This window comes from Pelosinus sp. UFO1 (assembly GCF_000725345.1).
In the GTDB taxonomy this organism is placed as follows: Bacteria; Bacillota; Negativicutes; order DSM-13327; family DSM-13327; genus Pelosinus.
Window position 1 is genome coordinate 2946898 of the sequence record NZ_CP008852.1, and the last position, 12684, is coordinate 2959581.

Below are 12684 nucleotides of genomic sequence, written 5' to 3' on the forward strand. Positions count from 1 at the left end.
CGTGGTATTTTATTCCAATTAAATATTTTTTTGCAGGAAAACACATACATATATAGAAATTAGTAACAATACTAGTAAGGAGGCGTGCTATGACAATTGAATTTACCTGTTTGTCCTGCACTCGAACTTTTGCTATTCCACTCACTGACATACCAAAAACCGATTACCTTTCCTGTATATGCTGCGGAAAACCTGTCCCAGTTGACTTAATACATTCACTTCAACGAGTGTGTGGAAGCTTTTCCTTAAACTCGGAAAACCAGAAAAATGATTCCCACTGGTATATCCGATTTATGCAAAAGGATTAAAAAGTGCCACTACCTACAAATATGCCATAATAACAAAGAGTAAGCAGGCAAACGCCTGCTTACTCTTTTCCATTTCAATTTACTTTTACCTACATTACGTAAAAATTTTCAAAATAGAAATTACAAGCCCAAGGAGTACAACACTAAAAGCTCCCATGACTAACGCAGTCTTATCGCTTTGTGCAAAAATATTGTTAGTGTCCATTCTTATTTCCTCCTTTTTTCATAAAATTATTTCGCTATACCAAACATCTTAAAGATGTATTCCAACCAAGCCCTCGAAGCGTAGCTAAGATAGGTGTTGCTTTTCCATGCAATCGCCAAATGCCATGGTTTAATTTGATTTTTCAAAGGCAAATAGGTAATTGATTGAAGATCTAATTTGGCACATATGGTTTGAGGAAGAAAAGCGATTGCTAATTTTGACGCCACAATATCAACCATAAAATCCCATTGAGAAGTTTCACAAACAACTTTAGGAGTAAACCCAAGTTCTTTACATTTATCTAGAATATGATCATGCAAGGCAAAGTCATCTCTATATAATACAAAAGATTCATCACGCAGCTCACTAATATCAACAATGGATCTATTGGCTAGGGGATGACTTGAATTCACAATCAGCATTAACGGATCTTCTAGAAAAGGAACCGTTTCTAATTCCGCCTTCGTTTTTGTTGGTAATACAACAATACCAACATCAAGGGTACCCTCTTGAATTCTCTTCTCAATCTTTATCGACCCAACTTCCATCAAGTCGATGGTAATTTGAGGATAAAGAGAACTAAACTCAGCTATCGCTTTTGGAAACAGGGTTTGCACCATTGGAGAAATTCCAATCTTTAAATTACCGCTAGGAGTACCAGCTAAATTATACAATTCCGTATTAATACTATTTAACGTATCTAAAATAATTTTTGCTTTTTCAAATAGCAATACCCCTGCATCGGTAAGAATTACCCGCTTTGGAGCACGATGAAATAAGGATACGCCCAATTCACTTTCTAAATTTTTGATTAATTTACTTATGGTAGATTGAGAAACAAATAATACCTCAGATGCTTTTGTAAAGCTTTCTTGACGCGCCACTTCAGTAAAATATACCAAATGAATTATGTCCATTACATCACCAAACCAATACCGTTTTTACTTAAATAATAACCATAATTTGTAAAAATGTCTATGTGATTTTTTCATTTTGTATATATTACTTATATTCATTCTAGTAGAGATAAGTGAGTAAGTAAAATATCTCCTATCCATACCCTATATGGATATAAGTAATAGTAACTTTCAATTTCGTTAATACAGAATAAGACGACTGCTCCCTAGGAATAATCCTAAGGAGCAGTCATCTTAGCTGTCTTTTATAGCATACTACTTAAAAACGCCTGGGTACGAGCTTGTGTCGGACTATTAAATAATAGTTCTGGTGTGCCTTGCTCAACAATATCGCCATTATCCATAAAAATAACACGCTGGGCCACTTCACGGGCAAAAGCCATTTCGTGGGTAACTACTAACATAGTCATATGCTCTTGTGCCAACTGACGCATAGCCTTTAATACTTCTCCTGTCAACTCTGGGTCTAAGGCTGACGTCGGTTCATCAAATAACATAATATCAGGCTTCATAGCCAGGGCTCTAGCAATAGCAACCCGCTGTTGCTGACCTCCAGATAATCGAGAGGGATAACTATCCCTCTTGGCAAACAAACCTACTTTGCGCAGTAATTCTTCAGCTTCAGGAATAATAATTTCCTTTTTTATTCCCTTTACAACCATAGGCGCTTCAACAACATTGTCAAGCACCGTCATATGAGGAAATAAATTGAATTGCTGAAACACCATGCCCATCTTATGACAAATCATCCGGGCCTTTTCCTCACGAACATACTGGCATCGCCCATCTGCACCATCGGCAGCTAGAACTTCTTCTTCTATTTCAATGGTTCCCTGATCAATAATTTCTAACCTATTTAAACATCTAAGAAGTGTACTTTTACCTGAACCTGAAGGTCCAATAATGGCAACCACTTCCCCTTGCATCACTTCTAAGTTAATACCTTTTAGTACTTCAAGGCCATTAAAACTTTTGCGTATATTTCTTAAACGTATCATATTCATAAAAATTCACTCCTACTCATCATATGCTGCATAGCGCTGTTCAAGTTTATTAAACATCCAAGTTAATACAAGTGTCATCGCCAAATAAAATACTGCTGCAATGATAAAGGGGGTCATATCAAATTCTCTCTGTACAATCGTTCTCGCCGTTCTCAAAAGGTCATTCATCGCCAAAACATAAATGAGGGAGGTATCTTTTACAAGAGTGATTGTTTCATTACTAATAGGAGGCAATACACGCTTAATCATCTGGGGCAAAATAATTCGCCTCATCGTCTGTATATAAGTCATACCCAATACCTTACTAGCTTCGTACTGACCCCGTTCGATGGATTGAATTCCTGCACGAAAAATTTCTGCAAAATATGCTGCATAGTTAAATACAAAAGCGACAATTGCTGCAGAAAAATCTGGCAATTTAATCCCAATATAAGGAATGAGAGGCAAGGCATAATATACAAATAAGAGCTGAAGCATTAACGGTGTGCCACGCATTAACCAAACATAGATTTCTACTAAAAAACGTAAAGGTTTATATTTTGATATTCGAGCTAATGCCAAAACTAAGCCTAATGGGATTGATAACACTAAGGTAATAAAAAACATTTCCAGTGTAACACTAGCTCCGTCTAGCATTGGCCCCATCATGGTTATTACTTTTTCCATTGATCTTCTCCTCTTTACTGATCCTGCAAAATTGAAGGCTAATGGCAAATACCATTAGCCTACTTCTATTACTACTTAACTATGTCTGCTCCAAACCACTGTTGCGATATTTTTGCAGAAGTTCCATCTTTTTTCATTTCATCAAGTACTTTTTGTACTTTATCACGAAGTTCTTTATCTTCTTTTCTAAATCCGATGCCATAAGTTCCTACTTCGCCCAATGGCTTTTCAATCGCTACGTACTTGCCCTTTTCTTTGGACATATAGTATCTTCCTAGGATTTCGTCAGTAACAACAGCGTCTACCCTACCCGTATTAAGATCCATAAACGCAGCAATAAAGTCAGGATAAACTTTGAAGTCCTTTAAAGAGCTTTTTAATGTTGCATCTTTTACTACTACTTCTTCACCAATACTAGCTTGTTGTACAGCCACTACTTTCCCACTTAAATCCGCCGCACTTTTAATCGGGGAGCCTGCAAGAACGAAGATTAACTGTTTACTTTCCATGTAGGGTTCACTAAACAATACATTCTTTTTGCGTTCTTCAGTAATATTCATGCCATTCCACAAGGCATCAATTCTTTTCCCATTTAACTCCGCTTCTTTACTGCTCCAATCGATAGGTTTGAACTCTACTTCCATTCCTAATTTTTTAGCCGCTTCTTTTGCCATGTCTATATCAAAACCAACGATGTTGTTCTTGTCATCTCTAAAGCCCATAGGAGGGAAGCTATCATCTAAACCGATTACAATCTTTTTCTGTACTGGTGTTTTTGTATCCGCACTACCACATCCTGCGATTACCAAACCAGCCATCATAAGTAACAAAACTAACGTAACTATTTTTTTCATATGTAAATCCTCCACACAATGTATTTCATCTCATATTGGATATTATACTTTAGTACGGTAAAATTAGAAAGAGTTAAATTGGTGCAATTATAAAATTTAAAATCATCTTCCTTTCCTTTACTCCTTCAATCTCCTTATTTTGTTTTATTTCATTTTTAAATTTTTCATCCACTTTCACATGCTACTTCTAGCCATAATGTGAATATGTATAAGATAAGAAAAGAAAAGACTTGACTTGTGCCAAGCTCGGACGCAGGCAGAAGCCTTAGTCGTTCTTACTTGGAATCAAGGAAGTGTTATACTTTCTGATTCCGTAAAAAAGCGGCATGAACTACACTAGGTAGCCATGCCGCTTTGTCATGTTATTAGTTACATGTTATTTTTATTGCATAGACCTTTAAGATCCTCAATAAATTCCCTAACAGCATCCTCCTTTGTCGCCCAAGAGGTGACAAGGCGAATGGCAGAGTGCTCCGAGTCCACCTGTGACCAAACATAAAAAGAATACTTTTCCTGAAGCTTTGTTATTATTCCATTGGGCAATATAGGAAAAATTTGATTCGACGGGGAATGAGTTAGGAACAAATAACCTGCCTGGCTAATTCCCTCCCTTAGTAAACTTGCCATCTCATTGGCGTGTGTTGCCAAGTCAAAGTACAAACCATCTCTGAAAAGCTCTAGAAACTGTATCCCAAGCAACCTCCCCTTGGCAAGGAGTGCTCCTTTTTGCTTCATATGAAAGCGGAAATCCTCTTTAAGAGAATCTCGGCAAATAACAAGAGCTTCGCCCATGAGAGCACCATTCTTGGTTCCCCCTATGTAAAAAGCATCAACTAACATCGCTAGATCAGAAAGTTCCATGTCATTTTCATTAGAACATAGGGCGGAACCTAGCCTTGCCCCATCCACGTATAAAAAAAGTTGATTCTCTCGGCAAAACTGACTTAACTCTGCTAATTCTTTCTTTTTGTAGATTGACCCAATTTCTGTAGGATTTGAAATATAAACCAATTTTGGCTTCACCATATGCTCGTCAGCGTGAATCTCTAAGACTGTTTTGAGATGTTCTGGCCCTATTTTCCCATCCTGTACTTCAATAGAAATAATTTTGTGTCCTGTAGCCTCAATCGCTCCCGTTTCATGGACTAGAATATGACCTGTATTGGCTGCAATTGCCGCTTCATGTGGTCTTAAAAAAGCCGAAAGCGCAGTGAGATTTGTTTGTGTACCACCAGAAAATAAGTGAATATCGATATCTTTTTTCTTAATGTTTTCCTTTAACAGCTCAACGGCCTTACGTGTATAATAATCTTCACCGTAACCTTCAACTTGCTCTAAGTTCGTTTCGATTAGAGCACGCAATATTTTGGGATGAGCTCCTTCACTATAATCATTCTTGAAACTATACATTCTTCATCTATCCCCTTTGCTAATTAGCTTAGTATATTATTTCATCAATACTTAGCATTTCCCCTTTTCACTTATGTAAAAAATATAAAAGACTTCAACGGAATATCCGCGAAGTCTTTCGAAGCTTCTATTTATATTACTTCCTCTTTCTTCATATCAAAAATCTTGCCGGGATTTAAGATCAAATTAGGGTCAAATGCTTTTTTCACAGTTTTCATTAGTTCAAGTTCGGCCGGCTGAATGATGTTCTTTAAAAAATATTTGCGTTTAAAACCAATCCCATGTTCTCCCGACAGACGACCACCAAGTTGATATACTATCTCATACAGGCGATGCCGAAAAGTGCTAAGTTGCTCCTCCCATAGAGCTAATGGGCTCATTCCAGGAAAAATCCGTAAATGTATATTGCCATCGCCTGCATGCCCTGCAATACGAAACTCAAAGTCAAATTCAGTAATGAGAATTCCTAGTTTTTCAATAAGAATATTAATTTCATCGACAGGAACAACAATATCTTCAGAAATACCGACGGGATTGTTAACTTTAATAGCCGCCCCCCACTTCCTGCGTCCTTCCCATATTGTATCACCGTTAACTTTTTCAATACTCTTACAACCATGAGCATTACAAACTTGTGTAAGTCGCTCTTGTTTCCTCGTTAATTCCACTACATCTTGAGCCTCTAACTGTATAATTAAGCAATCACCCTCATCATCTTTAAATATCGGTTTCTTAAGATAATTTTCGATGGCAATAACCGTCTGTTTATCAATCAATTCTAAGGAAATAGGATCAATCGAATCCTCTACTAAAATGCCCACCAAAGTAAGAGCCGTCTTGATGTCTGGAAATACTGCCAAAAAGCTGGGTAATAGAGGCGCAAGACGATGAAGTTTCAGAGTTATCTGGGTAATGATACCTAAAGTACCCTCAGATCCAATGATTAATTTAACCAACCCATATCCTGTAGAATTCTTTTTTAAACGTCCGCCTAAGATAATGACCTCACCTTGCGGGGTTACGACTTCTAATTCGTACACCTGATCTCCTGTAACCCCATACTTTACGGCCCGGTTACCACCAGCGTTTGTCGCCACATTGCCAGCAATCACACAATCATCGCTGCTACACGGATCTCCAGCATAAAGCAAACCATGTTTTTTTGCTTCCTGCTGAATTTGCAAAGTGGGAACGCCTGGTTCCACTACCATGTATCTTGCCTTAGAATCGACATGTAAGATTTTATTCATACGACGTAAATCAATGACAATGCCTCCATGTATCGGCACCGCTCCTCCTGCAAGACCACTACCACCACCACGAGGTGTTATGGGAATCAACTGACGATTGGCTAAACGGAGAATTTGAGCTACCTCATCCCTATTCCCGGGGAAAACTACAACTTCCGGTAACCACCGTCTGTCATCCTTAGTCCCAGCATCGTGTGTATACTCACTTGATATAGTTTCACCAGCAATTACATGCTCACTACCAAGAGTTTCTCTCAATTCCAGTAAAGTTTCATTTGTTACATTGTTATAAACCGTCATTTTATAGTCTCCTTTTGCCCTCTTTGCAATAACTCTATTTTTTCAAGCCGTAAAAGAGCAGTTCGCAGTGTTTCTTCTGTTTTGCAAAATGCAAAGCGCAATAAAAGTTGCCCATCTTTAGAAATATTCTGGTAAAAGCCGGATAAGGGCACAGCCGCCACCCCAATAGTTTCGATAAGTTGCTTGCTAAAAGCAACATCGTCGTCCCAGCCCAAATGACTAAAATCTGCCAACAAGAAATATCCCCCCTCGGGCACTAAGCAAGGAATGCCAAGTCTCTCTAACCCTTTAACTAATAGATCACGCCTGACCTTATAAGCATTTCTAAGGTCTTGATAATATGAGTCAGGAAAACCAATAGCCTCTATAGCAGCTTCTTGCAATGGTGCGGCAGCACTAATTGTTAAATAATTATGAGCAATTCGTATCCCTTTAGTAAGCTCAGGGGGAGCCACAACATATCCAAGACGCCAACCCGTTACACTGTATGTTTTTGAAAATCCATTAACAATAATCGTACGTTCCCTCATCCCTGATAGTGTCCATAACCTAGGCGGATTGGTGTCATCAAAAACGATTTCATCATAAATTTCATCAGTTATGGCCAATAAGCCATACCCCTTGCAGATATCTGCCACAATCGTAAGTTCTTCGATCTCAAAAACCCGCCCTGTAGGATTGTGCGGCGAATTAATAAGAATAGCCTTTGTTCGAGGAGATAAGGCGGCTTCAATTGCCTCTCGTTCAATACGAAAGAGAGGTGGAGAAAGTTGTACATATACAGGTTTCCCTCCACAAAGAACAACATCTGGTGCATAAATAGTAAATGCTGGTTCCAAAATGATGACTTCATCATCAGGATTAACCACTGCGAGTAGAGATGCCGCAATGCCTTCTGTTGCACCGCTGCAGATAGTAATTTCTGTTTCTGAGTCAAATTCCACATCATGTTGCTGGTCGAGTCTCTTGGCAATGCCAACGCGCAGTTCTAATACTCCCTGTGAAAGAGCATATTGATTGCAATCCGACTGTATTGCCTTTACTGCAGCGTCCTTAATTTCTATGGGTGCTGCAAAGTCAGGCGTTCCGCCACCTAGATTAATTGCTCCTCGCTCTTTAGCAAGAGCTGCAATTTCGCGAAATACAGGTAATTGTAAATTTTGAACTCGATTAGCCAAAGATATTGGACGTTGTTTTTTATTTATTATCGTTCCCATACAATATAATCTCCTTCTTTTTACTTCAAACATAATCTCTAAATGGAATATTCAACCTTCTTCTTCTGAAAATCCCCTTCATAATCTTCTTGCTTACTCATAACGCGATCTAAAATATATTTCTCAAAGTACATAAAATCATTATCCCTCACTCGCGGACGATCCAAGGTAATTCGTACATCCATTCCAATCTTCCCCTGGTCAATAAAAATAACTCGATCAGCTAAAGCGACTGCTTCGCTCACATCATGGGTTACTAGAACCACGGTAAATTGTTTTTGTACCCATAACCTTTCAATAAGTTGTTGCATTTCAATACGAGTTAAGGCATCCAAAGCCCCAAGAGGTTCATCTAATAAGAGTAATTTGGGATCAGCTGCTAAAGCACGAGCTAAGGCTACCCGTTGTTTCTGACCACCGGATAAGACATAAGGCCATTCATTGATTCGATCAACTAAGCCAACTTCTCGTAGAGCGGCCCTAGCAATTTCTTCATTCTTGTTAACGGCACCAATTTGCACATTTTTTAGTACCTTTTTCCATGGCAATAAGCGGGCTTCTTGAAACAAAACTCGTGTTTCAGCATTGATGCCATCAACCACATGATCATTTAAATAAACATTGCCTTCTGTAGGTTGTTCAAGTCCTGCAATCAATCTTAGCAAGGTACTTTTTCCACAGCCACTTCTACCTACGACGGCAACAAATTCGCCTTCTTTAATTGCTAATTCTACATCTTGCAAGACTGAAATATCACCAAATTTCTTAGTAAGATTTTGTATATTGAGATGTATCGTCTTTTTATTTACTTGCATCAAGATTTCACCACCCGCTATTTTTAATGTTGCGCCATTCTAACCATCTTTGCTCCATTTTTTTAGCGATTATATCAGAGCTTTTACCAAGTAACGCATAGATAATAATACTTAATATAATTACATCCATTAGCATAAATTCTCTGGCATTCATTGCCATATATCCAATTCCAGAATTGGCAGCCACTGTCTCTGCAACAATGAGTGTAAGCCACATGATGCCTAGAGCATAACGTACACCTACTAAAATTGAGGCCAGGGATCCTGGTAAAATAATTTCCCAAAATAAAGAAAATCCTTTTAATCCATATACTTTTCCCATTTCGATGAGCCCAGGATCGATGGAGCGAATTCCATGGAAGGTATTTAAATAAATAGGGAAAAATACGCCTAAAGAAACAAGTACTAATTTGACTTCTTCGCCAATGCCAAACCATAAAATCAGCAATGGAATTAAAGCAAGATGAGGAATATTTCGTATCATTTGCACTGAGGAATCGATTAACTTTTCCGCACTAGGGGATAGCCCATTGAGTAATCCCAATAGCAAACCAATCCCTCCCCCAATAATAAAACCACTCAATGCCCTTTGTGTACTTGTTATAACATAACCAATCAATTCTCCCGTTTTTATCATCTTAATAAATGTATCTACTATTTTTAACGGCTGTGGCAGTATTTTGGAGGATATGACACCATCGCCCGTTAATACTTGCCAACCAATGACCACAAAAATAGGAATCAACCAAGGAATGAATTGATTGATCCAATTTTTTCTATTGTTTCTTCCCATTTGAAATCTCCCTACTTTTATTTTCCTTTATTCTCTAGTAATTTTTTTATTTCTTCATCAAATGCATTACTCCAGAAGGAACTGACATCGATTTTATTTTTCAATACCCCAGCTCCTAAAAATACATCGGCAACATCTTGTTCTGAAGCAATGGCCTGCATAGAAGTTGGTTTCACCTTATTAGGACGTTGTGCATTTCCTTCTTTGAATGTAATCAGTGATTGTTCAAAAGGCTCATGGGTATTCACTGCAATAATCTCTGCCCATTTTTCAGGATTGGCAGCAGCCCATTCATAAGATTTGTCTAATCTTGACAGATAATCAACAATTGCAGCATGTTTTGCCGGATCATTGATGGCATCTGGCGTCGCCTCAATCATAAAGTTTCCGGAAAGGATATCTTTAGCACTAACCAAAACAGTAGCACCTTGCTGATGTGCTGTAATGATCGCATTTCCGTACCCTGCTAACGCATCCACTTTACCCCCAACTAAGGCAATCAATCCATCCGAAGTTGACATTTGGACCGGAATGATATCATCCCAAGTCATTCCTGCTTGTTTCAGCATTTTCAATAGGAAATATTGAGAAGTGGTCGCTTTTACATAAGCAACCTTTTTCCCTTTTAAATCAGCCATTGCTTTAATATTTGACCCTTTAGGAACAACTAATTCTTGATTTAATGTAGTTCCTTCATAGAATCCGATGACCTTAAAATTACCTCCATTACCTGATTGTGAAGCAAAGATTGGTGGAATTTCACTACTAGTTGCCAGATCCAAATGATTCGCTGCCATGGCTTCTAGTTGCATATTCCCTCCTTGAAAGACACTATATTCTACCTTATAAGGTGTATTTTGAAGACCTGCTGCCTTGAGACCTTCTTGAGATCTTGCCCAGCCAGTCTCTCCCATTCTAATTGTAACTTTACTCAAATCAACGGAAGAAGTAGCTACATTTCTCTTGCTATCAGCATCACTTGTAGCTGAATTGGTTCCACAACCTGCTAATGCTACTAGAACGGAGAATAGAAGCAACATACTTTTTATTATTTTCATATTGATACCCTCCATTTTTAATTATTTTTTAAACAAATAGAAAAAGACTAAAGATGTATAGAAATACACCCTCAGTCTTCAGTTATCTGATCAACTAAGATAAATTCATGATTAAGTTATCGTAAGCACAATATTAGCTTGGGACTACCCCCATCACTATAGTAAAAACTGTATCCATTCAACCGCTTTAACAATGAATATATTTTCCCCCTTCAAGACAATCCTTGACTTGTTACAAGCTTAATATTTGTCGTCTCCTGATAGGGATTTTCACTGACAGCAACACCGAACAAAAAATTTGTTGCCTTAACGATAAATTTTGCAACTTCGGCAATATTTTCCGTTATCTGGGTCGATCCGTAGGAACGACACATTGAAACACTACTTTGTTTACCCAAACCGATTGTTATCATTCTCATTAATCCACTCTTATAATCATTAGAAAAACCCCCATGTAATTTCCTCCGATTCACGACTATGATACCATCAGCTTCATAGGCATAGCGATCAATAAATACGGGTATTCCCTGAGGAGTCTCACCAATGAGGATAGTTTCCATTGTTACATAGATAGGAGCACCTATAGCCCTTTCTGTAATTCCTATAGCTTCTAAAGCATGCCTTTGTTCATCAGCCGAAAGCCGCTGACCACCACTAATTGCCGGTACGATAAAAGGTTCTGCTCCCACTGATCGCAGTCTAGCAATTAACACTTTGAGCATTTCAACTAGGTTACTCATTCCTTGATTTGCAACAGCCACTGCAATCTTTTGCCTTGGAATAATTTTCATCAAAACTTCTAAAGCATCAATTTCGACGATTAGCTCTGCTCTCACATCTACCGAATGTTTGTTTCCTCGTAATTGTTTCCCCTTAAACAAAGGAGGCAAAGCAATAATACGAGGAAGATTATTTTTATTGGCACTCATAAGCTATCTCTCCTATAACGCTGCCGACGTCGATATGGCTTCCGCTATATTTTGATCTGAAAGTTGTTTTTCAGCCAGAACAGCTGGTTGGTTTTGCAGAAGCTCCCAAATCTTATGCCGTACCCACCCAAAGTCAGCAGATGAACGAATACCATCCCGGGGGCGCGGTAGATTAATGCTAACAATTTCCTTGATACTTCCAGGATTGGTAGACATGACCGCCACCCGATCTGCTAAAAATACTGCTTCATCAATACCATGAGTAACAAATATAATTGTTTTTTTGGTTTTTTCCCAAATACGCAACAGTTCTTCCTGCAAAACTTCTCGAGTCTGGGCATCGACGGCCGCAAAAGGTTCATCCATCAATAAAACCTCAGGATCATAAGCCAAGGCTCTAGCAATGGCCACGCGTTGTTTCATCCCTCCAGAGAGTTCATGGGGATACCGATCTTCAAAATTGTGTAATCCAACCAATTCAATATACTTCTGACTAATTTCTGCTCTTTGCTTTTGGGGAACTTTCTTTACCGCTAGACCAAATTCAACATTCTTCCGCACTGTCCGCCAGGGAAAAAGTGCATACCCTTGTAATACAATTCCTCTATCTAACGCTGGCCCAGTAATAAGCTTATTGTCAATAAATATTTCTCCCGAACTCGGCTTTGCAAGTCCAGCAATCATATCTAAAAAAGTTGATTTTCCACAACCACTTGGTCCAACAATTGCTAAAAACTCACCTTTCTTTACAGTGAGATCTAATTGTTTAATAGCCTGAAATTCTGTAGGTTTATCATCAGATTTTCTTTTGATTTGATATATACGATTGATATTACGGGCTACAATTTTTGCCGTTTTTTCCTCAACCTGGACCGCAGGCACCTCTCCCTCTCTCGACATATACCTCAGCTCCTTAAAGATAATTTTAAAAGGTCAAGTCCCCTCCTTAAGGGAACTT

At 38.4% G+C, this 12684-nt stretch carries 12 protein-coding genes; all 12 read right to left on the bottom strand.

All coding sequences use genetic code 11. The features are described from left to right. Positions 1-539: 539 nt before the first annotated feature. Complete coding sequence (locus UFO1_RS13995; RefSeq protein ID WP_038671756.1) at positions 540-1430, bottom strand: LysR family transcriptional regulator; 891 nt, start codon at positions 1428-1430, stop codon at positions 540-542. Positions 1431-1675: 245 nt separating this feature from the next. Then, positions 1676-2434 carry an amino acid ABC transporter ATP-binding protein gene (locus tag UFO1_RS14000; protein WP_038671758.1) on the bottom strand — a complete coding sequence of 253 codons (759 nt, stop codon included), beginning with the start codon at positions 2432-2434 and terminating at the stop codon, positions 1676-1678. 12 nt (positions 2435-2446) lie between these two features. Then, positions 2447-3100, bottom strand: a complete 654-nt coding sequence (locus tag UFO1_RS14005) for an amino acid ABC transporter permease (protein ID WP_038671760.1) — start codon at positions 3098-3100, stop codon at positions 2447-2449. 71 nt (positions 3101-3171) lie between these two features. Then, positions 3172-3954, bottom strand: coding sequence for an amino acid ABC transporter substrate-binding protein (locus tag UFO1_RS14010; protein ID WP_038671762.1), 783 nt, complete (start codon positions 3952-3954; stop codon positions 3172-3174). 369 nt (positions 3955-4323) lie between these two features. After that, a complete protein-coding gene (locus UFO1_RS14015) occupies positions 4324-5364 on the bottom strand; it encodes a low specificity L-threonine aldolase (protein WP_038671764.1) in 1041 nt (346 codons plus the stop codon). Between the two features lie 131 nt (positions 5365-5495). After that, on the bottom strand, positions 5496-6914 hold the full coding sequence (locus UFO1_RS14020; protein WP_038671766.1) for an FAD-binding oxidoreductase: 1419 nt from the start codon (positions 6912-6914) through the stop codon (positions 5496-5498). Further along, the gene (locus UFO1_RS14025; RefSeq protein ID WP_084159835.1) at positions 6911-8131 is read right to left on the bottom strand and encodes a pyridoxal phosphate-dependent aminotransferase; all 1221 of its coding nucleotides are present in this window, start codon (positions 8129-8131) and stop codon (positions 6911-6913) included. The genes UFO1_RS14020 and UFO1_RS14025 overlap by 4 nt, the downstream gene beginning before the upstream one ends. A 38-nt stretch (positions 8132-8169) precedes the next feature. Further along, entirely contained in the window at positions 8170-8946 is a 777-nt protein-coding gene (locus UFO1_RS14030) for an ATP-binding cassette domain-containing protein (RefSeq protein ID WP_038671768.1), read from the bottom strand. Between the two features lie 7 nt (positions 8947-8953). Beyond that, positions 8954-9739 (bottom strand): ABC transporter permease subunit, encoded by a 786-nt coding sequence (locus UFO1_RS14035; protein ID WP_038671770.1) that lies wholly within the window; start codon positions 9737-9739, stop codon positions 8954-8956. 17 nt (positions 9740-9756) lie between these two features. Further along, positions 9757-10797, bottom strand: a complete 1041-nt coding sequence (locus tag UFO1_RS14040; protein ID WP_038671772.1) for an ABC transporter substrate-binding protein — start codon at positions 10795-10797, stop codon at positions 9757-9759. Positions 10798-11009: 212 nt separating this feature from the next. After that, positions 11010-11726: a hypothetical protein gene (locus UFO1_RS14045; protein WP_051788940.1), complete on the bottom strand. Its 717-nt coding sequence runs from the start codon at positions 11724-11726 to the stop codon at positions 11010-11012. A gap of 12 nt (positions 11727-11738) precedes the next feature. After that, positions 11739-12626, bottom strand: a complete 888-nt coding sequence (locus tag UFO1_RS14050) for an ABC transporter ATP-binding protein (RefSeq protein ID WP_038671774.1) — start codon at positions 12624-12626, stop codon at positions 11739-11741. Positions 12627-12684: the final 58 nt, after the last annotated feature.

What these genes read in the sequence shown, in the direction of transcription:
- UFO1_RS13995 (WP_038671756.1), bottom strand. Translation starts at nt 1,430, where the DNA reads ATGGACATAATTCATTTGGTATATTTTACTGAAGTGGCGCGTCAAGAA.
- UFO1_RS14000 (WP_038671758.1), bottom strand. Translation starts at nt 2,434, where the DNA reads ATGAATATGATACGTTTAAGAAATATACGCAAAAGTTTTAATGGCCTT.
- UFO1_RS14005 (WP_038671760.1), bottom strand. Translation starts at nt 3,100, where the DNA reads ATGGAAAAAGTAATAACCATGATGGGGCCAATGCTAGACGGAGCTAGT.
- UFO1_RS14010 (WP_038671762.1), bottom strand. Translation starts at nt 3,954, where the DNA reads ATGAAAAAAATAGTTACGTTAGTTTTGTTACTTATGATGGCTGGTTTG.
- UFO1_RS14015 (WP_038671764.1), bottom strand. Translation starts at nt 5,364, where the DNA reads ATGTATAGTTTCAAGAATGATTATAGTGAAGGAGCTCATCCCAAAATA.
- UFO1_RS14020 (WP_038671766.1), bottom strand. Translation starts at nt 6,914, where the DNA reads ATGACGGTTTATAACAATGTAACAAATGAAACTTTACTGGAATTGAGA.
- UFO1_RS14025 (WP_084159835.1), bottom strand. Translation starts at nt 8,131, where the DNA reads ATGGGAACGATAATAAATAAAAAACAACGTCCAATATCTTTGGCTAAT.
- UFO1_RS14030 (WP_038671768.1), bottom strand. Translation starts at nt 8,946, where the DNA reads ATGCAAGTAAATAAAAAGACGATACATCTCAATATACAAAATCTTACT.
- UFO1_RS14035 (WP_038671770.1), bottom strand. Translation starts at nt 9,739, where the DNA reads ATGGGAAGAAACAATAGAAAAAATTGGATCAATCAATTCATTCCTTGG.
- UFO1_RS14040 (WP_038671772.1), bottom strand. Translation starts at nt 10,797, where the DNA reads ATGAAAATAATAAAAAGTATGTTGCTTCTATTCTCCGTTCTAGTAGCA.
- UFO1_RS14045 (WP_051788940.1), bottom strand. Translation starts at nt 11,726, where the DNA reads ATGAGTGCCAATAAAAATAATCTTCCTCGTATTATTGCTTTGCCTCCT.
- UFO1_RS14050 (WP_038671774.1), bottom strand. Translation starts at nt 12,626, where the DNA reads ATGTCGAGAGAGGGAGAGGTGCCTGCGGTCCAGGTTGAGGAAAAAACG.